Source organism: Loigolactobacillus jiayinensis (assembly GCF_003946445.1).
Classification (GTDB): Bacteria; Bacillota; Bacilli; order Lactobacillales; family Lactobacillaceae; genus Loigolactobacillus; species Loigolactobacillus jiayinensis.
In genome coordinates this window covers 41,154-67,012 of record NZ_RHOF01000007.1, presented here as the reverse complement: position 1 = coordinate 67,012, position 25,859 = coordinate 41,154, and the positions used below count along the sequence as shown (strand labels likewise).

Annotated in this window: 30 protein-coding genes and 1 riboswitch; all 30 genes read right to left on the bottom strand. The window is 43.5% G+C overall.

Going from position 1 to position 25,859, the window contains the following annotated elements; genetic code table 11:
• The 30 genes from EKM80_RS03305 to EKM80_RS03160 all read right to left on the bottom strand — a co-directional run bounded on the left by EKM80_RS03305 (position 1) and on the right by EKM80_RS03160 (position 25,814).
• Positions 1 to 1,056 carry a cobalt-precorrin 5A hydrolase gene (locus EKM80_RS03305; protein ID WP_125551701.1) on the bottom strand — a complete coding sequence of 352 codons (1,056 nt, stop codon included), beginning with the start codon at positions 1,054 to 1,056 and terminating at the stop codon, positions 1 to 3.
• Complete coding sequence (locus EKM80_RS03300) at positions 1,053 to 1,817, bottom strand: cobalt-precorrin-4 methyltransferase (protein ID WP_125551700.1); 765 nt, start codon at positions 1,815 to 1,817, stop codon at positions 1,053 to 1,055. The genes EKM80_RS03305 and EKM80_RS03300 overlap by 4 nt, the downstream gene beginning before the upstream one ends.
• 30 nt (positions 1,818 to 1,847) lie before the next feature.
• Positions 1,848 to 2,402: a decarboxylating cobalt-precorrin-6B (C(15))-methyltransferase gene (locus EKM80_RS03295; RefSeq protein WP_125551699.1), complete on the bottom strand. Its 555-nt coding sequence runs from the start codon at positions 2,400 to 2,402 to the stop codon at positions 1,848 to 1,850.
• Positions 2,395 to 2,994 carry a cobalt-precorrin-7 (C(5))-methyltransferase gene (locus EKM80_RS03290; RefSeq protein ID WP_125551698.1) on the bottom strand — a complete coding sequence of 200 codons (600 nt, stop codon included), beginning with the start codon at positions 2,992 to 2,994 and terminating at the stop codon, positions 2,395 to 2,397. The genes EKM80_RS03295 and EKM80_RS03290 overlap by 8 nt, the downstream gene beginning before the upstream one ends.
• On the bottom strand, positions 2,991 to 4,130 hold the full coding sequence (cbiD, locus tag EKM80_RS03285) for a cobalt-precorrin-5B (C(1))-methyltransferase CbiD (RefSeq protein ID WP_125551697.1): 1,140 nt from the start codon (positions 4,128 to 4,130) through the stop codon (positions 2,991 to 2,993). The genes EKM80_RS03290 and cbiD overlap by 4 nt, the downstream gene beginning before the upstream one ends.
• Positions 4,123 to 4,776, bottom strand: a complete 654-nt coding sequence (locus EKM80_RS03280; protein ID WP_125551696.1) for a cobalt-precorrin-8 methylmutase — start codon at positions 4,774 to 4,776, stop codon at positions 4,123 to 4,125. Before EKM80_RS03280 ends, cbiD begins: the two co-directional genes overlap by 8 nt.
• A 22-nt stretch (positions 4,777 to 4,798) precedes the next feature.
• Entirely contained in the window at positions 4,799 to 5,752 is a 954-nt protein-coding gene (gene cbiB / locus EKM80_RS03275) for an adenosylcobinamide-phosphate synthase CbiB (RefSeq protein WP_125551695.1), read from the bottom strand.
• Positions 5,739 to 7,109: a cobyrinate a,c-diamide synthase gene (locus tag EKM80_RS03270; RefSeq protein ID WP_125551694.1), complete on the bottom strand. Its 1,371-nt coding sequence runs from the start codon at positions 7,107 to 7,109 to the stop codon at positions 5,739 to 5,741. The genes cbiB and EKM80_RS03270 overlap by 14 nt, the downstream gene beginning before the upstream one ends.
• A 136-nt stretch (positions 7,110 to 7,245) precedes the next feature.
• Positions 7,246 to 7,427, bottom strand: a riboswitch (cobalamin riboswitch).
• Positions 7,410 to 8,276: a GHMP family kinase ATP-binding protein gene (locus EKM80_RS03265; RefSeq protein ID WP_125551693.1), complete on the bottom strand. Its 867-nt coding sequence runs from the start codon at positions 8,274 to 8,276 to the stop codon at positions 7,410 to 7,412. It overlaps the preceding riboswitch by 18 nt.
• Positions 8,273 to 9,355, bottom strand: a complete 1,083-nt coding sequence (locus EKM80_RS03260; protein WP_125551692.1) for a pyridoxal phosphate-dependent aminotransferase — start codon at positions 9,353 to 9,355, stop codon at positions 8,273 to 8,275. The genes EKM80_RS03265 and EKM80_RS03260 overlap by 4 nt, the downstream gene beginning before the upstream one ends.
• Positions 9,352 to 9,852 (bottom strand): ECF transporter S component, encoded by a 501-nt coding sequence (locus EKM80_RS03255; RefSeq protein WP_125551691.1) that lies wholly within the window; start codon positions 9,850 to 9,852, stop codon positions 9,352 to 9,354. Before EKM80_RS03255 ends, EKM80_RS03260 begins: the two co-directional genes overlap by 4 nt.
• Before the next feature lie 142 nt (positions 9,853 to 9,994).
• Entirely contained in the window at positions 9,995 to 10,561 is a 567-nt protein-coding gene (locus EKM80_RS03250) for a cob(I)yrinic acid a,c-diamide adenosyltransferase (RefSeq protein WP_125551690.1), read from the bottom strand.
• A gap of 24 nt (positions 10,562 to 10,585) precedes the next feature.
• Complete coding sequence (locus tag EKM80_RS03245; protein ID WP_164509492.1) at positions 10,586 to 11,035, bottom strand: EutP/PduV family microcompartment system protein; 450 nt, start codon at positions 11,033 to 11,035, stop codon at positions 10,586 to 10,588.
• 190 nt (positions 11,036 to 11,225) lie between these two features.
• On the bottom strand, positions 11,226 to 12,419 hold the full coding sequence (locus tag EKM80_RS03240; RefSeq protein ID WP_125551689.1) for an acetate/propionate family kinase: 1,194 nt from the start codon (positions 12,417 to 12,419) through the stop codon (positions 11,226 to 11,228).
• A 122-nt stretch (positions 12,420 to 12,541) separates the two neighbouring features.
• Positions 12,542 to 13,252, bottom strand: a complete 711-nt coding sequence (locus EKM80_RS03235) for an MIP/aquaporin family protein (protein WP_263853727.1) — start codon at positions 13,250 to 13,252, stop codon at positions 12,542 to 12,544.
• Positions 13,253 to 13,306: 54 nt separating this feature from the next.
• Positions 13,307 to 14,431 (bottom strand): 1-propanol dehydrogenase PduQ, encoded by a 1,125-nt coding sequence (locus EKM80_RS03230; RefSeq protein WP_125551687.1) that lies wholly within the window; start codon positions 14,429 to 14,431, stop codon positions 13,307 to 13,309.
• Position 14,432: 1 nt separating this feature from the next.
• The gene (locus EKM80_RS03225; RefSeq protein ID WP_125551686.1) at positions 14,433 to 15,845 is read right to left on the bottom strand and encodes an aldehyde dehydrogenase family protein; all 1,413 of its coding nucleotides are present in this window, start codon (positions 15,843 to 15,845) and stop codon (positions 14,433 to 14,435) included.
• Positions 15,838 to 16,320: a GlcG/HbpS family heme-binding protein gene (locus tag EKM80_RS03220; protein ID WP_125551685.1), complete on the bottom strand. Its 483-nt coding sequence runs from the start codon at positions 16,318 to 16,320 to the stop codon at positions 15,838 to 15,840. Before EKM80_RS03220 ends, EKM80_RS03225 begins: the two co-directional genes overlap by 8 nt.
• Positions 16,321 to 16,337: 17 nt before the next feature.
• Positions 16,338 to 16,916 (bottom strand): cob(I)yrinic acid a,c-diamide adenosyltransferase, encoded by a 579-nt coding sequence (locus tag EKM80_RS03215; protein WP_125551684.1) that lies wholly within the window; start codon positions 16,914 to 16,916, stop codon positions 16,338 to 16,340.
• A gap of 18 nt (positions 16,917 to 16,934) precedes the next feature.
• The gene (locus EKM80_RS03210; RefSeq protein WP_125551683.1) at positions 16,935 to 17,204 is read right to left on the bottom strand and encodes a EutN/CcmL family microcompartment protein; all 270 of its coding nucleotides are present in this window, start codon (positions 17,202 to 17,204) and stop codon (positions 16,935 to 16,937) included.
• Positions 17,186 to 17,692, bottom strand: a complete 507-nt coding sequence (gene pduM / locus EKM80_RS03205; protein WP_125551682.1) for a PduM family microcompartment protein — start codon at positions 17,690 to 17,692, stop codon at positions 17,186 to 17,188. Before pduM ends, EKM80_RS03210 begins: the two co-directional genes overlap by 19 nt.
• A 167-nt stretch (positions 17,693 to 17,859) precedes the next feature.
• Positions 17,860 to 18,708, bottom strand: a complete 849-nt coding sequence (gene eutJ / locus EKM80_RS03200) for an ethanolamine utilization protein EutJ (protein ID WP_125551681.1) — start codon at positions 18,706 to 18,708, stop codon at positions 17,860 to 17,862.
• 25 nt (positions 18,709 to 18,733) lie between these two features.
• A complete protein-coding gene (gene pduL, locus EKM80_RS03195) occupies positions 18,734 to 19,372 on the bottom strand; it encodes a phosphate propanoyltransferase (RefSeq protein WP_125551680.1) in 639 nt (212 codons plus the stop codon).
• A 26-nt stretch (positions 19,373 to 19,398) separates the two neighbouring features.
• Entirely contained in the window at positions 19,399 to 19,683 is a 285-nt protein-coding gene (locus EKM80_RS03190) for a BMC domain-containing protein (RefSeq protein WP_318531431.1), read from the bottom strand.
• A gap of 59 nt (positions 19,684 to 19,742) precedes the next feature.
• On the bottom strand, positions 19,743 to 20,318 hold the full coding sequence (locus tag EKM80_RS03185) for a BMC domain-containing protein (RefSeq protein ID WP_125551678.1): 576 nt from the start codon (positions 20,316 to 20,318) through the stop codon (positions 19,743 to 19,745).
• Positions 20,311 to 20,664 (bottom strand): glycerol dehydratase reactivase beta/small subunit family protein, encoded by a 354-nt coding sequence (locus EKM80_RS03180; RefSeq protein WP_125551677.1) that lies wholly within the window; start codon positions 20,662 to 20,664, stop codon positions 20,311 to 20,313. The genes EKM80_RS03185 and EKM80_RS03180 overlap by 8 nt, the downstream gene beginning before the upstream one ends.
• Before the next feature lie 4 nt (positions 20,665 to 20,668).
• Entirely contained in the window at positions 20,669 to 22,501 is a 1,833-nt protein-coding gene (locus tag EKM80_RS03175; protein ID WP_125551676.1) for a diol dehydratase reactivase subunit alpha, read from the bottom strand.
• A gap of 300 nt (positions 22,502 to 22,801) precedes the next feature.
• Complete coding sequence (locus EKM80_RS03170) at positions 22,802 to 23,329, bottom strand: diol dehydratase small subunit (RefSeq protein ID WP_125551675.1); 528 nt, start codon at positions 23,327 to 23,329, stop codon at positions 22,802 to 22,804.
• A 12-nt stretch (positions 23,330 to 23,341) separates the two neighbouring features.
• Entirely contained in the window at positions 23,342 to 24,046 is a 705-nt protein-coding gene (locus tag EKM80_RS03165; RefSeq protein ID WP_125551674.1) for a propanediol/glycerol family dehydratase medium subunit, read from the bottom strand.
• A gap of 91 nt (positions 24,047 to 24,137) precedes the next feature.
• On the bottom strand, positions 24,138 to 25,814 hold the full coding sequence (locus EKM80_RS03160; RefSeq protein WP_125551673.1) for a propanediol/glycerol family dehydratase large subunit: 1,677 nt from the start codon (positions 25,812 to 25,814) through the stop codon (positions 24,138 to 24,140).
• Between the last annotated feature and the right edge of the window lie 45 nt (positions 25,815 to 25,859).

Sequence of the window (25,859 nt, the reverse complement as noted above, 5' to 3'; positions counted from 1 at the left end):
TCATTTCTCTAATTGTTTTAAACGTGCCAAGGCAAAAGTCATTTCCTGACTAGCAAACCGTGGCGTGATTGTTTGTTGACCGCTAGCTACTTCAGCACTAGCAGCCGCCACATTACCGACACCAACCGTTTTTTTGACAAACGCTGACTGCGGATAGTGTTCCGCAGCCGCGGTTAACTCAGCCGCTGTGTAGAAAGTTAAATCACAATTAAACGTTGCAGCTAAATAGTGTAATGCCGGTTCGTGCGCCTTTTTATCAATACTGGCAATTTGGATAATTGATTGCCAAGCTAAATTTTGTTGCTGGCAAAACTCTAGCCAGGCCTGTTGTGCTTGGGCAATGGTCACATTCTTACGACAGCCAATACCGAATACGTTACACCGCGGAATTAATTGAACAGTCTGGGCGCGTTTGGGAAAAACAGTGCGGTCAGAAATAATCACTGTCGGTGTGTCACTGGGCAATTCATGCCAATCGGCGACCACGGTGAACCCATGTAACTGATCCACGTAGGTGCGCAAATATGGTTCGATGTATAAAGCCACAGGTTGTCCTGCCGCCAATAAACCGTTGATCCACTTAGTATTGCGTTTAAATTCAGGATACCAACCATTTAATTGCTTCATCAATAAGTCTAGTGCTTGAACTTGTTCCGTATCGGTGGCGGTGGTCACTACTGGCTCTGCAGCTAATAATGTTGCCAGTTCCGTCGTCCACTGATTAGCGCCACCAACATGGCCTGATAATAGACTGATCACATGCTGCCCGCGCTCGTCTAAAACTAGCACAGCTGGATCGGTCGTTTTATCTTCAATGACTGGCGCCAAAGTCCGCACGACAATGCCACTGGCCATAATACAGATCAAGCAATCGACTTGTTTAAATAGATCTTGCACCACAGTAGTAAAGGTTCCCCGCGCAATTGACTGCGTTGTTGGCGCAGCAATTTTTGCTGGTGCGTAGATCGTCACTGGCTGGGGCCAAACCGCGGCAATCTGCTGGGCGAGCTTTTGGCCGATTGCCGTCACTGTAACGATTGCAAAGCGTTGACTCATTTTTTGCTGGCCTTGCGGTATTCATGGGTGAAGTGGGCATCATATAAATGTGAGTAATGGTACTGTTCACCGAGAAATTCGCCAACCATGATCAGAGCTGTTTTGCGGATGCCAGCTGCCTTAACTTTATCAGCAATATCTGCTAACGTACCGCTAACGCTCTGTTCGTCTGGCCAAGTTGCTTTGTAGATAACCGTTGCCGGTGTCGTTTCAGGATAACCGCCAGCAACTAATTCCTTCACAACCTTGCGCATGCCTTGTACCGACAAGAAAATAACCATCGACGTTTGATGTGCCGCAAAGGATTGTAATGATTCCCGTTCAGGTACTGGTGTCCGGCCAGCCATCCGCGTGATCACCACACTTTGGGAAACTTCTGGTACCGTATATTCAACGCCTAAACTAGAAGCAGCCCCTAAGAAGGAACTGACCCCAGGAATACAGTCATACTCAATATCACGCTTTTTTAGTTCTTCAATTTGTTCACGAATCGAACCGTAGATCGAGAAGTCACCGGTTTGTAGGCGCACAACGTTTTTATCTGCTTTAACCGCTTTTTCCATTTGTGCAATGATTTCGTCTAAAGTCATGCCCGCGCTATTAAACTTCTCAGCCGCTGGCTTACAGTAATCCAATAAATCCAAATTGATCAATGACCCAGCGTAGATGACCACATCAGCCGCCGCCAATAAACGGTAACCCTTTAATGTGATCAATTCTTTATCGCCAGGACCGGCGCCAACAAAACTTACAATTGCCATATTTGTTCGTCTCTTTTCTTTGTATTGTGCTTATTTACTTGCAGTTAGAATCATCGTTGGGTTCTGTGGCTGAAAATAATGCCCTGGACCTAACTTATGCCACTTTGAAATTTCCGCTCGGACCATTTCAATTTGCTTGAAGCCGGCTTGCTCAACTAACTGATAAGCCGCCAACGCATTTTCGAATAAAATGAAGTTCAACACGAATTGGCCCCCGGCAATCAAATGATCAGCCGCAAAATCAACGATGCCATCAAGTTGCTGGCCACTACCGCCAACAAAAATTGCGTCGTAGGTCTGTTCTGGAATTGCCGCTGGTGCAGCGCCATCGAGCAACGTAATATTAGCTAATTGAAACTTTTCAATATTCTGTTGCATAATTTCAATTGCCGCCGCTTTTTGTTCAATCGCCGTCACCTGTAATTGAGGGAAATCATGTGCGGCTTGCACACTAATACTGCCAGTACCGGCACCAATATCGAGCAACGTTTTTTTGTCGCTTAATTGCAACGCCGTAATACTAATGGCGCGCACCTCAGCTTTAGTCATTGGAACTTTGCTACGCAAGAATTCGTCATCACGCATTGGTAATCACCACCACATTTAATGCATAAGCGCGGTCTTGCACTTGCTCCGCGGGTACACAGGTTATTTTTTCTTCGGGATAACTTAACATTTCACCAATATAGATCAACCGCTTTTGTTGGTGGCTTAATACAGCTTGCGCAATTTGATAAGGCCCAATTTCTGAATCAGTTACCATGGCAACAGTTTCGTGTTGCAACAAGAAATCAAAATCTGGCACCCGCCCATGGCTACTGGTTAAATAGCTATCATTCATCGGTAAGCCGATTTGATGAAAACAGTACTGGATCGCACTGATACCCGGCACAATATGTACCTGCTCACGGGGAAACTGGTGTAACGCCCAATTACCAATACCATATAATAACGGATCACCTGAGGCCAAAACCGCAATTGCACGCTGCTGATTAGCTTGGAGAAAGACTTTCAATTCACTAAGTTTAGGTAGCACGTACTGCTTTGCAGCAGGCAGATCAAACAGTGCGAGTTGGCGTTTACTACCAACCACAACTTCCGCCTGAGCGATCACGGTTGCTACCTCGGCCACCATTAATTTAGCATCACCAGGGCCAATACCGACGATATTGATCATTGCCATTGCCCCTCAATTTCTGCTAATGGTTTAGTTGCCGCCAAAAAGCCAGTTTTATTGGAGAAAATAACCACATCAATATCAACATATGGTTTACGATGCGCCAATAGCTTATCCGCTCGTAATTTGATCTTGTCCACGATCATTTGATAAACGCCTTGATAGCCAGCTTGATTGATCAATTCAATCATTGAAATCGTGGTCAAACATTGATAGACCTTTTGCAATAGTTCGGTTGGCGCCCCCATTAATGCTAAGTTAGCCACCATGATTTCTGCCCGGGCATCGGCGTCCTTACTGTGTGTAGAAAAGATACCCGCCGATACTTTGATCAGCTTGCCTAGATCGCCAACAATTAACAATTTTTCAAATTGGAGCCGCTGAACTTCATGTAAGACGTAGCCAACAAAGTTACTCATTTGCACTTGTTTAGTGACGGGAATATGCATTTGATCCTTGAGAAAATCTTCACCGTAATTACCAGGCGTCAAAATAAGATCCTTGTCCCCACGTTTACGATGGATATTCATTTCAATTGTGATCGAATGCTTCCAACTTTCTTCAGACATCGGTGTCACAATACCACTGGTACCTAAAATTGAAATACCACCAACAATCCCTAATTTAGGATTGTAGGTTAACTTAGCGACCTCTTCGCCTTCTGGTGCAGAAATAATTACATTAGCACCGCGATCCTCACCTAAGGTTGCGCGAACACTTTGCTTGATCATTTTTCGTGGTGTTGGGTTGATAGCAGCCATCCCAACTGGGTTAGCTAAGCCCGCTTGCGTCACACGGCCAACCCCTTTACCGCCGTCAAGCACGATTTGATTATCGTCTCGTAACGTCACTGTGGCGTAGATCAGCATGCCATCAGTCGCATCTTGATCATCACCACCATCTTTTTGGATAGCAATGCTTGCTTCATGCTCATCAAAATGACAATCCTTGATTTCAAAATCAACTTGTTGGCCATTGGCTGCCGTGACCCGTACTGTATCCTGCGCCGTTTGATCAAGTAACGCTTTCGTCGCCGCTACTGCTGCGGCAGTTGCCGTAGTGCCAGTGGTGAAGCCTTTACGCAATGCGCGACCGTTATAATAAACGTACTTTTCTTCATCTGCCAAATTAATCACCGTCAATCTGATCTAAATTATACAAAACTGCATTGGTCAAAGCAGCCGCCAAGTTACTACCACCCTTGCGGCCATGGGCAACAATTGCTGGAAGATCACTTTCAAACAAAGCTTCCTTACTTTCCTTGGCTTCCACAAAGCCAACTGGTACGCCAATCACTGCATCGGCATGTAATTGACCAGCTGCTTGCATTTCCAAAATCTTGTACAAAGCTGTAGGCGCATTGCCGATAACGAACAATTTCTTAGTGTCACCCTTTGCGGCGACTTCAATACTAGCCATTGAACGCGTAATATCATGTGCTTTGGCGTAAGTAAAGATTTCAGGATCGCTGACGTAGCAATGATAGTGACAACCTAGTTCATCTAATTTACGTTTGTTAATACCTGATAATGCCATATGGGTATCGGTATAGATCGTCCCACCTTGAGTCATTACGGCCTTAATTTTCCGAATCACATCATGGGTGAAGGTCAAGCTGTCTAAATAGTCAAAGTCAGCAGTGGTATGTATTGCTCGTGTGATAATTGCCTTTTCAACTGGATTATTGAATTTATAATCTGGTCGTGTTGCGGCAATTTCATCATGAATCATACGGAAACTTTTTTCTGTAATTAAATTAGGTGTTGTAATATATTCTGTCAAAGGAAGTAACCTCCTTGAAATTTTAAAAAATTAACCAACGGCAACCGGCAAAAATTAGTAAGCCTAAAATTGCACTAACATAAAGCAATTGATTCGTAGTGCCAATATCAGCAGCAACTGCAGCGCGGGCGTCAACGCGACCGATAAATGGCTTATCGACACGCTCGCCAAAGTAATCGTGTGGCCCACCTAAACGTAAATCTAATGCACCAGCGACCACCGACTCGGATAAGGCGCTGTTTGGGCTTAAGTGCTGCAGTCGATCACGCCGACCAATTTGCCAAGCACCACGCACATTTAAACGCAAGAGCCAGCTTGCAGCCAACAAGAATAACCAGGTCAGCCGTGCTGGTAGCCAATTAAAAACATCGTCAAGCTGCGCGGAAATACGACCGATATCACGATATTTTTGATTACGGTAACCGACCATCGAATCTAAAGTATTGACGGCTTTATAAATCAAACCCAGTACCGGTCCGCCAATAAAAAGATAAAATAACGGCGCGATCACACCATCGCTGGTATTTTCCGCAATCGTCTCGATGGTGGCTTTGCAAACACCTTCCGCCGACAATTGCTGCGTATCACGGCCAACAATCATACCGACCTGCTGCCGGGCTTGCTTTAACTGTTGTTTCTGCAAACTCTGTTGAATTTTGCGCCCTTCATGCGCCAATCCCTTAACTGATAAAGTGGTGTAGCACAAGTAAACGCCAAGCGCATAATGCAACCAAAACCAGTGTTGTGTCAGTCCCATAATTGCACCCCCAATTACGGCCGTCCCGCCGACAATCAGCAACCACAGCCCCACGCCCGACCAAAATAGTTGCCGTGGCGAACGTGTGGTGCGATCAAACTTTTTAACGTAAGCCGCAATTGCACGACCCATTATTTTAACTGGATGCGGCCAACTGTAAGGATCGCCGATCAGCAGATCAAGCACAAAAGCTAGACCAATCATACTAATCAGTTCCACGGGTCACCGCCCCCATTTCCTGCAAAAGATGCTGCAGTAATTGTGGATTTTGATAAAAGTGAACGTGAACGTAACTAGCAAAGGTCCGCCGAACTTGATAGCCACCAGTCCAATGATCAACAACCTGACCATCGCGTTCCTTAGTTAGTTCAAGTAAAGGTTGCACCCCCGTTGCGTGGAAAAGGGAATGATGAAATTCATGACCCGCAATTCGTTGTCCCTTGGCCACCAACAATGTATCTTGTTGTGCCGTCGCATAACAATAGCCAAAGCGCTTCAACCGTGGTGTCATTTCACTATGACCAGCTAAAACGCCAACCATCGGAAATTCACCAGCAGTCGTTTTTAACTTTTCACCAAGGTACATCAAGCCACCACACTCAGCATAAATTGGCCGATTCTGTTGTGAGAAATCAGCAATTGCTTGACGCATTGTCTGATTATTAGCTAATTCCGCGGCAAATTCTTCCGGATAGCCACCGCCAAGATAAAGCGCATCGACTGCTGGCAAATGCTGATCGTGCATTGGACTAAATGGCACCAAGGTTACGCCACAACGCTGTAGTAAATCTAAATTATCCTGATAATAAAAGTTAAACGCGTCATCACGGGCAATACCTAGGCGCAATTGATACTTTGGTAACTGAAAAGGTACTTGCGCTGGTGTCTGATCCAACGCTGCTAGTTTTAATAATTGTGGTAAATCCAGATGGTCACCTAATAACTTGGCGATGCGTTCAATTTTCTGATCAATATTCGCTAATTCAGCATCTGGTACTAAACCTAACTGGCGCGAAGGCAAACTAATTTGTGGATCACGCGGTAAGCAACCCAGTACTGGTATATCGGTGTAACGTTCAATCGCACCTTTGATCAATTTGAAATGATTGGCACTTAAAACATTATTGACGACCACACCGACAATATTTACCGCAGGATCAAAGTTAACGTAGCCCTGAACGATTGCCGCGGTTGACGTGGAAGTTGCTTTACCATCCAACACCAGTACTACTGGCAAATCCAGTAGCTTGGCAATTGCCGAACTAGAAGCACAATCTTTATCCGTGCCTAAGCCATCGTATAAGCCCATCACGCCTTCAACCACAGCGTAATCAATATCCGCCGTCTTTTGTTTAAATAAATAAGCTAAGGTCGCGCGCTGTGGTGTTAAGAAACTATCAAGATTACGTGACGGCCGCCCCGTGATCCGCGTATGGAATTTAGTATCCACATAGTCAGGCCCAACCTTGTATGGCTGCACCTGATAACCTTGCTGGACCAACAGCTTCAATAAGCCTAACGTGACACTAGTTTTACCAGCACCGCTGGTCACGCCGGCGATCATTAATTTACGCAAATTAGCCACCACCCATTAAATTTTCTGAAAAATAAAAGCGCTTATCTGAAAAAAGATAAGCGCTGTACTACCCAGCAAGACAGTATTTGACTGTACGCCAGAAATAGCAAAACTAATACCCTCAGAAGTTTTCCCGAACATGTAGTTGATCAGCCGGTCTTCTGGCTTAGTTTCATCCTACTAGCTGCCCTTCCCAGTAAATTTACCAGTGGGTCTTGTCGCGTTCGTCCACATCACAGTAGCTAGGGTCTGCAAAGGCTTTGCACCTTTTTCCCGGTTCTGATCAACATTTATTTTGTCTTAATTAAATTGTGTTACTTGAATATAACTTCGATAATAACGACTAAACGGTTGCTGCCTAAGTTGCTGCAATAATACTTTTGCAACAACTCGCTGCGGATCAAACAACAAACCAATCACCGTGCCAGAATGCGCCACATTTAAACCAAAAAATGGCTGAGTCTGCGCAAACTGCTGAATTTCTGCAAAGTATGGTTTCGGCAATATCTGTTGTCGTAGCTGGGCACTGCGAGTTGCTGCCTGACCTAATAACGATAATGAATGCGTCTGTACAGCCTGCACAAAAACTTGATAGGTTTGTGCAAACACATCTGCCTGTCTCTGTAATTGTAACACGGATAGTTGCTGATGAACCAGTGCAGTTGATAATTGCGGTGCCGGTTCCAAAATCAAACTGGCAAATAGTGGCCGCCAATCAGTTTGCCAATAAACCTGCCCAGTATGCGCATCAATCACGGTTAAGCCTTGGGCCAAGTAGGCAGAGGCATCGCTAGCTTCCACTTGCACACATAAAGCGGTAATTTCCGCAGCCGTTAGCGTACACTCGAATAATCTAGCAACAGCACGACAAGTCGCCACTAAATCAGCGGTACTACTAGCCATCCCTTTACCGATTGGAATCTTACTAGATCGGGTTAACCTGATTTTAGCGTGTGGCTGCTGCAAATACCCCAACAACAACCGACAAAGCTGATACATTTTTTGTTGTGTTACTGGAATTACTGGCCATGTTGGCACTAATTCAGCCGTCACTTGACTAGCTAAATCAATGCCGTAAGCAACTAATTTTTCTGAACCAGCTAACCAGCCCTGCAATAATTCGCCGCAAGTAGCTGGACAACTGGCACTTATTGATCGTAAATTCACTGATTCAGCACCTGATTCAATGCCGCTAGTAAGCGCAGGTTAGCGCCATGATCCTTAACCGCTACTCGATAATAATGCTCATCTAGCTGCCGATAATCACCACAAGTTCGAATCACAATTCCTAATTTTACTAACCGAGTAGCTAAATCAGTGAGCGGTGCCCAAAAAAGAATGTAGTTTACCTGACTAGGAAAAACCTTCAACTGTGGGATCTGTACTAATTGGGCCTGCAACCAAGGCTGTTCAGTAGCAAACCAGTGACGCGTTTGCTGGATATAATCCGTTAATTGATAAATGTGCTGCCCAGCAATATCAGCTAAACTATTTAAAGCCCATGGTTCGCTATAAGCCAATAAACGCTGACCTAATTGAACGTGGGGAACGATCGCATACCCTAAGCGTAAACCTGGGATCGCAAAAAACTTGGTTGCAGAACGAACAATCACAACGCAATCGTTTGCCTGTAACGTTGGCACCAAACTAACTGCCGCTGCATCAGGCAAAAAATCCATAAAGGCCTCATCAACCAACAACCAAATATGTTGTTGCTGACAATACGCTCGTAATTGTTGCATTGCTTGCCGGCTCAAAACTTGTCCCGTTGGATTATTGGGATTACCGAGACAAACTGCTTCGATCTCTGGCTGTTGCCGCAATGTTTCAATCAGCGCAGCAACATCGATCCGAAATTGCTGCTCCGGCTGTAAATCAAAATAAGTCACCGTCGCACCAATTCGCGTAAACGCCCGCTCATATTCCGCAAACGCTGGCGCTAACAACAGAACATTTTTAATGGCTAAGGTTGCCGCTACGTCAAACAAAAGTTGAACTGCACCATTGCCAACAAATACCCAATCAACTGGCACCTGAAAATGCTGACTTAATTGTGTCCGTAAAGTAAAGTAAGTTGTATCTGGATATTGAGTCAGTTCGTCTAGCCCAGTCGTCAGTAACTGACGCAGTTCTGGTGCCAAACCTAATGGATTAATATTGGCACTAAAGTCAACTAGCTGTTGCAGCGAAACTGACTGTGTCCGACTAACTGCAGCTAAATTACCGCCATGATGTGCAACCTTCATCTTGTCACCCCAAGAAAGCTTAACGACTTGATTCGCTGTGGTAAAGCCACATAAACGACTTCTGTTAACACTAAATTAGCCACAGTGGCAATGGTCAACGGAATAAACAACGCAATTACCGCTTGATGCATCAATGGATACAAGAATAATAAATCCAGTGGGACGTTGATCAAATAACCACAGACATCAGCTAATAAAATACTATACCAGCGCGATTTACCTAGCCGTAACCGAATAAAACCAAACACGGCCATACAAATCGCCATCAAAGCGGCAATGATCAGATGAATCGGTATTGTTAACGGAAACCCCGATAACATTGATGATATCAAATGACCAAATGCCCCTAGAAAAGCCCCGACCCATGGCCCGAATAATAGTGCACCTAAAAAGGCGGGAAAGGAATCTAAGGCAATTGAGCCCATTAGCTTAACGTTAGCCCCAACAACACATAAGGCTAGCAAAACAGCCACGGTGGTTAGTTTCCGAATCTTCATTTGCTTAATACTCCTCTCCAATCAAACTGTAACCATAACACTTTCATTATACTGCACCCCACCAACCTTGTAACGGCCAGCGGGTAAGTGAACAATATTTAATATAATGATAAGACGACAAAATATGATAAACGGGCTTAGCCTACCTAAATACCGGCCGACTATTACGATACAGCACGTCTTCAGTACCTTCTAAAACATTGGCATAACGCGCTACCGCAAAGAAATAATCAGATAAACGATTGATAAAAACCAGCACATCCTTATTAATTTCTGCTGTTCCTTGTAAAGAAACAACTTCACGTTCAGCCCGTCGTGTGATTGTCCGTGCAACATGTAACGCACTAGCTACTTGTGAACCACCAGGTAAAATGAATTTTTGAACTGGCGGTGCCACTTCGGTGTAATGATCAATTTTGCCTTCCAACCATTTAGTCGACTTAGCGTCAAAAATGTAATCATGTTTAGGATCATCAGCTGGTGTCGCTAGATCAGTACCAGCATCAAATAACAACTGCTGAATTTCTTGTAATTCGGCATGTAATTCTGCCGTTTTTTCTGTCAATTGACTATCAGTATAGCCAACCCAAGAATTCAATTCATCAACGGAACCATAAGCATTGACCCGTACATCATCCTTATCAACAACTCGCTTACCGATAATCCGCGTCTGTCCTTTGTCACCTGTTTTTGTATAAATTCTAACCATAATGTCCTCCTATATTGTGCTGCATTATGCCGTTTGTGATTGACTAATACCAAGATAATCAATGATCGCTTGAACGCCTTTGCCATCAGCAGCCGAAATTGAGAAAATCTTTTTTGCGCCAGCAATCCGTAACTGCTGCATCGCCCAATCGATCTGCTTCTGATCCTTAGCCAAGTCAATCTTGGTCACAATGCCGATTTTTGGTTTCGGGAACATGCTGCCAAAACCAGGTGAAAAAGTCTGCCGCCGGTCGCTGACACTCTGTAATAAAACAATTACATCTGCTTCAGCTGCCGTCACCGTCAATGCATTATAGAGCTGATGATGCTCCACAAATTCACCTGGTGTGTCGATCATGTTCTGATAGAATTCTACCGCTTGTGTCTTCCGATAATCAAGGGCCGCTCCTTGTAGTCGCTGGCAAAGTGTTGTTTTACCGCAGCCAATGGCCCCAACAAAAATTGGTTTCTTCATAAATTAACGATCAAAATTCGATCGTCCACCTCCTTGTTATAGCGGATAAGTTCATCATACACTATCTAACAGTGAAAAAATATAATATTTTATAGCGCTTTCAGCTAATACTCATTTAGTGCAAAATAGTGTTAATCACAAAATAGTACAAAAAGAGCCTACACTGGGTTACAATGTAGACTCGCAAAAATTATAACTGTGCTACCCGCATAACATCACGTGCAATCATAATTTCTTCATCAGTTGGAATAACTAATACTTTAGTTGTGCTATCTGATGTCTCAATTGACAGTGCATTAGCTTCATTTTTTTGATCATCAATTTTAACCCCTAAATAGCCGAGATTTTGACAAGCTAATTGGCGTACTAAGGCAGAATGCTCACCAACACCAGCTGTAAAGACAATACTATCTACACCATTCAATTCAGCGGCATAGGCACCAATGTAAAATTGGATTTGATGTGCAAAAACGTTTAAGGCAAGATCAGCTCGTTCGTGCCGCGCATCAGATTCGTCACCGGCAATTTTAGCTAAATCACGTACATCATTAGAAATACCCGATAAGCCCAGTAAACCAGATTGCTTATTTAGCATATCCTTGACTTCTTGCGCCGACATATTTTCTTGCTGTTCTAGATAAGGAATAATTTGTGGATCGATATCACCACTGCGTGTACCCATAACCAAACCAGCTAATGGCGTAAAGCCCATCGAATTAACCACCGATTTGCCATCTTTGATAGCGGTGATACTAGCACCGTTACCAATATGACATGAAATGATTTTTTGGCTTTTTTCTGGGAATAATTCAGCTGTCTTTAAGGCAATATATTTATGACTTGGGCCATGAAAACCATACCGCCGAATGCCATCTTTTTCATAATACTTATACGGAATACCATAAATTTGATTAACTTTTGACATTGTGTGATGGTATGCTGTATCAAAAACAGCAACTTCTTTGGCGTGTGGTAATGCAGACTCAACGGCCTTGATCCCAACCAAATTAACTGGATTGTGTAAAGGTGACAATACACTTAGTTGATCGATTCGTTTTTCAACATCGGCATCAATTATTGTGGCGTCACTATAGTAACGACCACCATTGGAAACGCGATGGCCAACACCAGCAATTTCATTGTAATCAGCAATAATATTTTCTGCTAATAATGTATCTAATACCAAATGAACGGCAACATCATGATCAGCTACCGGTTGTACATTTTCGTGCTTTTTACCTTGATAATCGTAACTAAAAATTGCATCATCTTTACCAACACGTTCAATTACCCCTTCGACCATTACTGTTTCGGCGGGCATTTCATATAATTTAAATTTTAGCGATGAGCTACCACAATTAATCGCCATAACCTTTTTAGACATCGAATCACCTCAAAATTTTATTAAATAAAAAACGTGAGGCTCAGGTTGCTCACTAAGAGAGGATTGGTTGCTACCAATCTAGACTAGATTTGAGCTAAATTCCCTGATACCCCACATTTTAATTACTGTAGATTAAACAAGAATGCGGCAATTGCTGCACCAACGATTGGGCCACACATTGGCACCCACGCATATTCCCAATGCGCTACTGTCTTGTGTGGAATCGGTAGAATTGTATAAGCAAACCGTGGACCCCAGTCACGAGCTGGATTTAATGCATATCCAGTGGTCGAACCTAGGCTGGCGCCAATTGCAAAGATAACAAAGCCAACAATAAATGGTTTTAAGCCAGTTGTAAAATTACCAAGATTAAACGTAATGTAAGTAAACGTAAAAGTTGCAATAACTTCACTTAGAAAATTAAAAACTGGATTGTTGATAGCTGGCTTAGTCGCAAAAATACCAACTGTGTTACCTTCTGCTTCATTTTTACTAGCTTTGAAATGGGGATAAAAATGAATAACAACGATTGCTGCGCCGACAAATGCCCCCAACATTTGTGCAACAATAAATCCTATTACTTGTGACCATTTGATCATCCCAGAAATAGCTGCGGCAATGGTAAAGGCCGGATTTAAATGTCCTGGTGCACCAAAAGATGCAGCCACATAGACACCAAACGCAACGGCCATACCCCAAGCAAAGGCCACATACAACCAGCCTTGCCCCTTAGCGTAAGCTTTATTCAAGTTGATACTGGCACCAGCACCGGCACCTAAAATAATCAAGATCATGGTGCCAACAAACTCACCTAAATAGGCATCCATAAACATAACCCTCCTCTGTTCCATACAGGTTCGGCAGTTAGTTTAACCGCCGTTTGATTTTTAACCAATCACTGCTTGGTAAACGGCTGCTAACTGTTCGTCTGTTGGAACGATTGGGTTACCAGGGAAGGTACCATCGGCCCGTGCTGCTTTAACAACGACATCAGTTTTTGCTTTAGCTTCAGCTGGGTCAATCCCGAAGGCCTTCAAAGTCCGTGGGCACCTCATTTGATCCATCATCTTATAAATCGTATTTTGCAGGCGTTTAACCTCTAGGCGTGGGCTTAAGTTAGCATTACCAATGCCAGCCTTAACTGCAGCTTTACAATACTTTGCGCGAACTTTAGGATCTTGAGCGTTGAATTCGATCACTAATGGCAACATCATGGCACAAGCTAAACCATGTGGCATATGGAACTGCGCACCTAATTGATGAGCAATTGAATGAGCAATCCCTAGACCAGCTGTATTAAAGGCGATCCCAGCAGCATTCGATGCTTCATGCACAATTTTACGTGCTTCATAATCATCAGGATGTTGATAGCAAGTGACTAAGTTATGCACAATAATGTCAACAGCTTCTTCTGATAAGGCCGTTGAAATCACGTTAGCGCCAGGATCGACGGCAACTAATGATTCTAAAGCATGGGTCAAAACATCTAACCCAGAAAAAGCCGAAACACTAGCAGGTGCACTCATAACCAAACGTGGATCAAGCAATGCAATATCTGGTGTTAAATGATCTTTAATAATTGGCATTTTAGTGGCATTTTTTTCGTCAGAAACCACCGCTGTGTTCGTTACTTCAGAGCCAGTTCCACTAGTTGTTGGAATAGCAATAAAACATTTAACTTCACATTTATTCAGCTTTTCACCGAAGAAACGAATCGCCTTGGCTGTATCGATTGCAGAACCGCCACCGACACCAATCATAACTTGTGGTTTAACCTGATTAAAGACCTCGACCCCAGCCATGATATTCGTCAATGGTGGATTAGGTTTAACATCAGAGAAAATCGTGACTTGATTACTACTATCAAGCTGGCCTTCAATCGACTTCAACCCAGGTGTTCCTGGTAAGAATGGATCACAAACCAACAGGACTGCTGATTGTTTGACTGTTTGCAACACGGTCAAACTATCGTCACCAGAATAGATCGTAGTTGGAATTGAAATTTTTTCCATACTAATCCCTCCAGCTTCTCAGTGAAAATCCTTCCGGTGAATTCAAACGACGACGACGAGTGAATGACTTAGCTGTAGTCGTACCTTCACCAGTTGGTGTAGCGATTGTTAATGCTGATGCCCCAGTATGGCCAACACCAGTGCCGGCATAAGTAGGACCATTAACAACGAAGATCGATGTGTTCATCCGATGTGCTGCCTGATTGATGTGCGGCAAGTTTTCGGAATGAATTGAAGCAGTATGATGATTGCCACCTTCAACAACAACAGCAGTCTTCAAGGCACTAGCGAAATCAGGGCAACAAACAACTGGTAAGATTGGCATCAACATTTCTGTTGTTACTAATGGATGATCAGCTTTTGCTTCCAACAAGATTTCTTTTGGCTTACCAGTATAGCTGATACCGGCTGCATCCATAATGAAGGTTGCATCCTTACCAACATACTTACGATCTGGTGTCCCTTTAGCTGTGATCGTCATGTCAACTAGCTTTTGAATGTCAGCTGGATCAGTGACTAAGAAGCCACCTTCAGCCTGCATTTTACGAATTAATTCATCCTTAACAGAAGCTTCAACAACAACTTCTTTTTCAGCAGTACATAAAATATCATTATCAAATGAAGCAGAATCAATAATGTTATGTGCGGCTAAATCAAGATTAGCTGTTGCATCAACAATTGCAGGTGGGTTACCAGCACCGGCACCAATTGTCTTCTTACCACTGATCATGGCTTGATGGACAACACCAGGGCCGCCAGTAACGGCTAACAAAGCGATATCAGGATGTTGCATCATTTGTTGAACGGATTCAATCGATGGTGTTTCCAATGTAACAACTAAGTTAGTTAAACCAGTTGCATTTTCAACGAATTCATTTAATTTTTGAATCGTCCATTTCGTGATGTTTTTAGCACCAGGATGAGCACCGAAGAACAATGTGTTACCGCCTGCTAACATCATAATTGCATTGGCAATAACTGTTTCAGCAGGGTTCGTTGATGGGCCGACTGCACCAATAACACCAAATGGTGCGTATTCGTACATAATCAGACCACCGTCACCAGTTTCAGCTTCTGGTTGTAAAATTTCAGGACCAGGGGTGTTGTACAAAGCATTATTCAGCTTAGCAACTTTGGCCTCAACTGTACCCATACCGGTTTCGGCAAGAATATCTTCAGCAATTTTTTGGATATGTGGCCGGAAGCCTTCTTTAATTGCATCGATAACTTTTTCACGAGTTTCAATTGTGCAGTCAGCAAAGTGTTCTTGTGCTGCTTTAGCCGCAGCAATTGCTTCATCAACTGTTTTGAAAACACCATGATCGCCGTTAGTAGCGGCTGGAGCACTATCAGTTGCCCCACTTTGTAATTCTTCTGCTAAAATCTTTCTAATTTGCTCTTCTAAACTAGCCATTATCTTTGTCTCCTTTGAAAAATGCGTTGACTGCTGTTTCGCAGATCAGTTGATCTTCTTCGACTAAGCCACCGCTAACACCGACGGCACCCACAATTTTATCATTCCAAGTCAATGGAATACCGCCAGAAAATGAAACCAAACGGCCATCGAGATTACCACTCATTTCGTAAAGTGGTCCACCTGGTTGAATATCGGGACCAATCTGCATTGTCGGTTCTTTCATAGCAATCGCTGACCATGCCTTTTTAGGCGCTAAAGTCCGTGATACCATGTTTGCATTAGGCATATGGTACATCATGCGCACATTGCCAGCCTCATCGGCGACACACATGGTGACGCCCACTTTTAGCTCGTTAGCCTTAGCCTCAGCAACATCAAATACCCGCTGCATGTTTTGCCGAGTAAAGAAACGTTCGGCGTTAGTTTCTGCCAAAACGGCTTTAACAACTCGACGAATTTCTTCTGTATTCACTCTGACTCACTTCGTTTCTATTTTGATTCAATTGCTTTGCGGTAGCGTTTAACAACTTCATCAACCAATTTCTGTTGCTGCGCATAATGATCTTCCGCTCGCGCTATGATATACATAAAATCAGATAACCGATTAGCGTATTGCTCAACTTCAGGACGGAACTTAACCGTCTCACTTAGTTGAACCAACCGACGCTCTGCTCGCCGACATAAAGTTCGGCAAACATGTAGCTGCGCCCCCGCCAAACTCATACCCGGTAAAATAAAGGTATCAACTGGTGGTAATTCAGCGGTATATTTATCAATCGTCCGTTCTAACAGATGAATATCTTCTGCTTCGATTCGTTGACTTTTACCGTAGAATTTATCAGTATCTTGAGTTGCAATCTCACCTTGGAGAAAGAACATTTTGTATTCAATTTGTTTCAGTAATTCTTTGTTTTCAGGCATTTGGCAATATTTTTCAGCAACACTGATTTGAGCGTTACACTCATCAAAAGTCCCATAGGTTTCAACCCGTAGATCATACTTTTTAACGCGGCCGCCATCAAACAGACTTGTGCTGCCTTTATCACCGGTTTTAGTATAGATTGCCATTATTCACATCCCTATCCATCACTGATCAAAACGATCAATAATCCCAACAATTGCTGCATCCATTACGTCGCGCTGCATATCTTCTTTTGAGCTATGGCGCGCACCGGCACCCTTAACCATCAAAACATATTCACCGATACCAGCACCAACCGTATCCGCAGCAACCTCTTCACGATTCATCGGGTTACCCTTACTATCAACTTGGCGCACGATCATTAATTTGCGGCCAATCAACGAAGGATCCTTTTGTGAGGAAACCACGCTACCGACTACTTTTCCCATATACATGTGCGATTCGACCTTTCTTGGAGGACGAGCTGGCGTTTGACCAATTCTTCTTGCCCCAACATTGTAATTTTTTGTGCATGTGTTTTTAGCACAACACTTTTTTGTGGTAATAAAACTAAGTCACGCCGTGTGATCTGTGTTTGCTCGAACGCAACGATTGGTTGTTGCTGATAAGTCCTAAACTTCAGGGCCCACGCAGTCAACATTGGTAACGGGATAAAGTCTAGTTGTTTAAAACTAACCGCTAACGTGATCTGTACACGATACCCAAGGCCAGTCAATAACCACTGTACCCAAGGATTAGTCGTATCCATTCGATAAAGATCACGAATCAAGGGAAGGGAAACGTTTTGAACGGTGACGCTAGCGTAATCATAATAGATTGTTGCGCTTGGTGCTGGCTGATCGGATTGATAGAAAAAATCGATCTTCTGTTGTTGGCGTTTTTTTAAACGTGCCAGCACTTGCTGGATGAGTTCTTCATTCATCGCAACCACCTCTACTTCACAAATACGGTTGTTTATTAGCTCAGTGCGCTAATAAACTTCTATGTTTCGGGCGATGTCCATTCAACTACGGCTCAAACCGCCTAGTTGAAACATGGCTCTACTTCACTGAATACGGTTGTTTATTAGCTCAGTGCGCTAATAAATTTCTATTTATCGTACATGGCAATGCCTAGTGGTGTTACAAATTGTGGAAAGGCAGGTTTCAGGGCAGAACGACCTAATGTATGACTAAAGGCCTTGACAAAATCTTTAAAATTAGTCGCCCCACCAACCACGATTACTGGCTCAGCTAATTGTGTGGCCATTACGTTCTTAGTAATTGTCGCCATTTTTTCCACAACCGGCCGAATAATCGGGAAATTAGCGCTATCTTTCTTGGGGTCACGCTTCATGAGTTCTGCATCGTCCGCTGGAATGTGATGATAGCCAGCTAGAACCAATGTCATATGCGAGCCGCCAGTTGGTTCATCAACAACCTTAACTAACCGCTTTTGCTTAAAGACACTAATACCAGTTGTACCACCACCAATGTCAACAACCGTACCTGTCGTTAAGCGAAGAAACTTCGCCGCCGCAGTTGGTTCATCAACAATTTCCTTAGCTTCCATTTCTGTAGCCTCAATCACGTTAGCCACCACATTAGCGCTATTTTCCCCAGTACCCGGGGGAATGGCCCCACAAGCACTGGTTAACGTCTGGCCTAACACATTTTCGGCCTGCGCTTTTAATCGCTTCAAAATCTGAATTGATCCAATGTAGTCCACAACAATGCCATCACGAACAACTTTGGCGTACTCAAATGCCCCATATAAGGGTTGATCATGTTGATCTAAAACAGTTAAAACAATTGAAGATGTTCCTAGATCCACACCAACCTTCAAAGGCTCATTTTTGCGCACTTTACGGGCGGCTTTATCGCCATTGACTAATTTAGCAAACTCTTTCAATGTTTGATTTGTGGTATCTAGCGACCACTGTTTCTTTCCTGTCTGCATCTGAGTACACCTCTTCATTTAATGATTAGATTCGCTTGTCTTTGGGAATGATATGTCCAACTGTACCAGGTCCAACGCATGCGGCATTGGCTTCGTCAACATCGATATGCATTTCCAAAACAAAGTCTGGATTTGGCCGTGCAATGACATCATCATAGATCGTCCGCCGACCATCAGTTTCGATGGCAACTTCAACAGTTTCACCATACTTAACGCCAAAACGTGCTGCATCCTTATCACTCATGTGGATATGACGCTTAGCTGCAATCACACCTTGAATCGTGATTTCACCGTCGTTGGTCTTAACTTTGATCGATGGTGTACCATCAAGTTCACCTGACAAACGAGTTGGTACATTGATACCTAATGTACGGGCATCAGACCGTGCTAATTCAACTTGCGAATGTTTGCGACATGGACCCATAACCCGAACATGCTGAATTTCATTGCCAGTTGGGCCAACAATTGTGACCACTTGGTTAGCTGCATATTCTTTAGGTTGTGTCAGCCATTTCCGCGGTGAAATTTCTTCATGGGGAAAGAGGACCTTGTAATCCGCTTCAGTTAAGTGGACATGGTGGTTAGAAACAGCCACTGGAATCCCTGGTTCTGTCTCTTCTTTAATAATTCTGCGAATAACTTTACGTAATTCTTCTTCATTCATAAGTCAATACACCGCTTTTATCTAAATTATTTTTCTGTGCTGCTTGGTAAAATCTTTTCAACATCGCTGTGTGGACGAGGAATAACGTATGAAGCGTAAACATCGCCGACTTGTTCAGCAGATGAAGTACCAGCATCAACGGCAGCCTTAACGGCACCAACATCACCACGAACCATAACTGTAACTAAACCGGAACCAATCCGTTCGTAACCAGTTAGGCTAACGTTAGCTGCTTTGACCATAGCATCTGCTGCTTCAATTGCTGCGACTAAACCTTTTGTTTCGATCATACCTAATGCGTTGTTCATAATGACAACCTCCTGATTATTGTTTAAAATTTGTTGCTGCTAAAAACGGCTTAGCAAGCAGCTTATTTTTTGTGTGTTGAATTATTTTTTTGCTCAGCTTCAGTTTCATTAAAATGAATACATGAAGCGCGCGGCTCACCTTTTTTGCGTGGGCAAGCAGGATCTTTACATAAGTTACACGTATAGTGGTCTGTAGCCTTGGGTGCCGCTGAATTAGCCGCTGACGTTGCCGTCGCAGAGCTTGGTTCAGCGATAGCACTCGTACTCGTTGATGCTACCGAATTGGCTACACTAGCGGGTTGGATCACTACTGTCGGTGCGGCCGATGTTACTGGCGTTGGTGTTGGCGTCACCGGTGGCTTCGGTTGCGGCAGGAAAGTTGAATCAAGGCCAGTACCCAGACGAGCAATCACTTTGGATGCAACATAAAGATGATTACGCTGTGCCTGTGCTGTACCAGCATTCACACTAGCCTCTACTGCTGAAACCGAACCTGTAACTTTGATGGTGAGCCAGCCAGAACCTTTAGCGCGCTGCAAGCCTTGAATATCAACGGCTGCAGTTTTTACCATTGTATCGGCGACGCTAACGGCACAGGCATATCCGATAACTTCGACCATGCCAAGTGCTTCATTCATTGCCGGTTCCTCCCTCTATCTTTTTAAACGGTACACCCTTGACCAAACGTGCAGCATCAGCACCAAGTGCCCGTAACTTCTGAACATCGCCCCAAGTCTCATTAAATAGTGGTTCAGCTTCCGGTAAGTTTTTGTAATGAACAACAATATGCTGTTGATCGTACGCAATACCTACCGATAGCGGTGAAGCAATTGCTGCTTCATGCGCAATACGCGCCAATGAACCCTCTGTCTCTAAGGGACGAATATCATATGGGATCTGTTCTTCTTCAATACCATGAAGCAACGGTTGTAAGCGTTGGTCATCATTCCCGCTTGCGATTACAATCACAGGTTTAACTGCCATTAGCTTACCCCCTTACTTCATCGGCGTAACGTAAAATCAAGCCAGTTGCCACAGCATTTCGTGGCCCTTCGACTGATCGTACATTACCCCGGCCAGCAACTAAGTTATAATGAGACAACTCATCAGTTACTAACTGTGGAATTTCGAAATCAAGCGCTGAGCCACCAACGATGACAACGAATGGAATATCGCGAATATTACCAGTTGGACTAACATGTTGCAAAGCCCGAATGGCATTGGCTACAAAGACTCGTTTCTTCGCTGTTTGCCGAACAATACGAATCTTTTCAATCGATAATTCACCAGGAATAGGTTCATAGCCAGTTGGTTTAACAACCACTGTCTTAGCAAAAATATCAGCCGGCAAAGCCTTTTCAAAAAACTGTACCGAGCCATCTTCATGCCGCAATTGGAACAAGTTTTCCACTTTGGCTAACGGATAGCGCTTGATATCCTCTGCTAGGTAAGTATCGTCCAAACCAAGCTCTGAATTGATGATCATGGTCACCATATCGCCAGCACCGGCTAAATGGATCGCCACAATCTTATTTTCCTTGTTGATAATTGAAGCATCGGTTGAACCAGCGCCAAGATCTAAAATAGCTATTGGTTTGGTAGTCCCTGGTGTCGTTAAAGCACCTAAAATAGCAGCTTCAGCTTCGGCACCGCCAATATCGACCTTAACGTTGAGTTCTTTTTCAATTTCTTTGGCAATTCGTGACATCTGTAACCGATCAGACTTAACCATCGAGGCAATTCCGACAGCTTGTTCCATTGAGAACTCACCAGCTAACCCGCCTTTGACGTTGATTGGTACGGAGGTATTGACCCCTAGTAAATCTTGAATGGCAATCTCATTTAATTGTTTACCAGTTAACTCTGCCATCGTTTGCCGTACTCGCTCCAACATACCACCAATATTGGTGCCTGCTTCACCAGTAACGTCATCGATCGTTTTGAAACTGGAAATAACCTTCATGATCTTATCTGCACCATCGGAAATACCAACCTTTTCAGTTCGACCATTATCACCATGAATTTCTAATGTTCCAGCTGGAATGACCCGCGCTTTAACATCGCCTTTTGGTGTTTTGATGACAACTGCCGAACGGTTGCCTATCAAGGCCCGCGCAACTGGTACAATGTTCTTCGTTTCCTCGGAATTTAAACCAAAAACTGTTGCGATCCCGTAAGGATTCGATAATTCGGAAATAACGCGGCCTTGTTCAGCAACTTCAACAGCAGCCAACATATCAACCGGTACCTTGTCAAGAAAGGCAACTTCGTCGACGATCGGAATTTTAGTATCCAAACGATTATCAACTAAGACACCATCATCACCTTGCATTACGGCGGCGGTGACTTTATAACCACAACCGATGTACATATTGATCAACTTAGCAGCATCAGCAAAATCGACACTGCGCGGAATCAGAACAATATAGCCACGTTCCTTATCCGTTTGCTTAATCAAATCAACAATGTTAATTGTATAACCAATACCTAAGCCTAAGCCACCAGGTGTCCGCGGATTATGTCCAATCATGGTTGATTCAGTAATAATGGTTTCTGTGATGGTCTCCATTGCGACATCACCAATAACTGGTGTTGCTTCGTTGACCCGAATCAAATCTACGTCGGTCATTTCTAAATGAGCCTTATGCAAGACACCATTTAGCGCACTGCGAATCCCAATTAGATTGCGCAACGTACCTTTGATTCCGGTCGTTTCGGCAATAGCTGAAGCGATGAATTCAACTGAACCATCTGTATCAACATTGGCTAAAGCAACTTCAGTTGATGAGTTCCCGATATCGACACCAATTACTTTTTCCATGAGAACTCCTCCTACTCAGAATTTAAACCTGATTTTCATGCTAGTAAACCTTGATTAATTGCAAAAGTCCTTTCCCAGCTATTATCAGCTTAACGGAACGGACCATTACAAAAATCAAGATCAGCCTAACATAAAAATCTCGTTTCAGTAACAAACTAACGCATTCACGCCAACATTTTACAACTATGTCAGCGTAAACATGACCAAAAAAGACAGATTCCAAGCTTACTGCTGATCGATAGTTAAAATGCCTATCGATCACCAAATTAAGCTAATGGGAGAACGCCTTTTTCGTATGTGCTAGTTGTCGCCTTTTAGCTTCTTACGGCTTTCGTAATTAGTTGCTGCTTCCCGGAACCAAGCTGCGCAAATTGGTGCGTTATACTTAGTTTCTAATTCTTTGGCAATGTCTTCCAAATCTTGTTTAGAAGAACGATATGGGCGCAAAGCACCATACATAGCCAAAATCTTTTCATCAGGAATTGCAGTTAATTCCGCAGCCCGTGCAAAGTTTTTCTGAATAGCGGGGCGACCAGCGTTTTTAGCGATTTGGCCTTGGTATTGCAGTGTTTCTTTAGTGATTCGTAAATCGTCAGCCTTAACGTTATCTTTCATAACGTCATCCAAAGTGATTTCATCCAAACCTTTACCACTTGGTGACTTGATCAATTCAGGATGCTTGGAAAATAACGGATAATCTGATGCATCCAATTCTTTTGTAGGTGCGGTTGTTGGTGCGCTAGCAGTTGTTGACTGCGTTGTCGGCGCATCGTTTTGCTGTTGCATCTGGGCCATGATCTTTTTGACTAATTCATCCATTTCTGCCACTTTTAACGCCTCCTAATCAAACGTTACTTGAATTTCATCAGCTGGTTTACCAATAACAACATATTTAGTTTCCCGAATATGCATTAGTGCGGAAAGTGCTTGATATTGCACCCGCGCCATTTGGTCGTTGACAGTTGGTACAGGTACTGGTGATTCGCCTTTCGCATACTTAGCGGCGTTTTTACCAATTGCCCGGTATGTTGGCAAATCAATTACTGGTGCCTGTGGGAATAATTCCAAGTTAGACAAAGGTTCTTGGTCAACTTGGTGAATAATAGTTGTCCCTTTAGACTGAATTGAAATCCCAATTCCTGAACCAGATAAATGATCTGCTTCAACACCACCAAATGAAACATCGGCAGTCCGGTAAACCTTAACGACACGTGCATGCAGACCTTCTTCTTCAATCCCAGCAATGACCTGACGGAGCACTTCTTTGTGATCCAGACCAGTCAATGTATGAGTTAAATGTTCAGCAAATCCAGGTTCAACCCCAATGACCACTTCGTCCTTAGATGTACCTGGTTTAGCGACGCCGACATGTTTGAACCAAGAAAGTGGTTTAGGCGCATCAGTAGCTTCTGGTTTAGCGGCTACTGCTGTCGCAGCACCACTACCATTTTTATCGCTGAAATCAATTTTAGTTTCGTTTGTATCTACTTCTTGCAAAACTTCTTTGATGATGGCACGCAGTAATGACTCATCAATTTCTGCCATGTTATTTCCTCCTTCAACTAAGTAGGTTGGATCGACCGATAAACGGCCTTTTCCGTAAACAATGCTTAATTACGCAATACGCAACCAGCGATTACAATTTAGCGTTCTTACCATCGACGGCAAATGGAAGGTCTTTGATCCGATCCCATTCTTCTTTGTCTTCCCAAAGACGATAACCAGTGCCTGGACCTTTGTAATCATTAGCATTGTTGATGGCGGAAATAACATTCCAATTCTCATCAAAAATAGCAGAAGTCTGTAAGAAGTCACCAGCCAAGCGTTGACGTAGCAAGTTCAAATAGGCAGTTGCAACATCAGTGAAACCATGGTTGTTTAATGCTTTAACAATATCAACACCAGTAATGCCGCGATCTAGAATATCTTGAGCACCTTTCATATCGGCAACCATATCACGATCTGGCATATCTTTAGAGGTATCAGCGTAAGTTGCTGCTTCAACTTCTTCATCTTTGATAGCGGGTAAGCCTAAATCTTCAAAGACAGCCTGTACGGCTTTGGCAGCGTAATTACGTGCCTTAATAATGTCATCTTCCTGAACAGGATGTAAGCCACCATTAACTGCTAAATCACGTTCCCAAACGTAGTAGTCATCATAATCATGTGCATCAACGTTAGAACCAGCGAAGACGTTATCGTAGTTAGGTGTGGTCGAATAACCGGATGAAATGTAATCAGTACCGGCAATAAATTGACCCATCATCCGTTCTGTACGGCGCATATCAGAATGACTGAAGGCTTGATCATTAGCAGAAGCACATTCTAGGTCGACCATCATGCAGACAAGGTTTTCACCAAGTACTGAACGAATACCAGATGGTACGGCACCAGGGATACCAATACAACTAACACCACCGTTTTGTAAACCTTGAACACCGGAAGCTTTGGTGATCAAGATACAACGACATTCAAGATATAACATTGATTTGCCTTCAGCGTAGCCCATCATAACTTCAGAACCAGAACCGGAAGTAAAGCGCATCTTCAAGCCACGTGAAGCATAACATGAAGCTAAGAATCCTTTAGACCAAGGTGTATCATCACCATCGGTAAAGACAGGGTCAGTCCCATAAACAGAAATTGTTTCAGCATATGCAGTGAAACCACGCATGCCTAGACTTAATTCGGCTGCTTCTTCAACTGAACACTGAGTCAAAACACCTGGACGAGCTGATTGAGCACCTGTTGTGATCGCAATGGCGTTTAATGGCGCATAACGAGCAATCGCAGTTGTTGTTTCTTCTTCAGGGAAACCACGCAATGCAGCATCAGCGGCATCAGCAGCAATTTGGGCTGGGTTATCACGAATATTGGTAACATGGCCTTGTGTAGCTGGTGTACGCCGTGGACGCATCTTCTGGGCTGCCATAATCATTTCAGCAAAGTTTAATTTACTGATGATTTCTTCCAATTTAGCTGGTGTGCAGGCAGTGGTAACATCGATGACTTCTTGCCGACTAACATTAGGATCACACAACATGTTAGCAATCTTAACGGAATCCATTTGGATGACTTCTTCAGCCCGATCCAAGTTGATCCCATATTTGGCAATGTATAAATCGATCAAATCAAAATCTGCGCGTTTCTTACCATCTAATTCGGTGACAACACCATTTTCGATTTTAATTGACGGTTTGGGATCGTTAGGACCCATCATGGCGATAAATCCTTCTTCAGGCCATTCCTTTACAAACCCGTCAAGATGAATTGGCCGCTTCTCTAATTCCTCAAATCTTTTTTGACGTTTCAAGTATGCTTCCTCCTTCTAAAACTAGGATAAATTCCTTGATCTGTA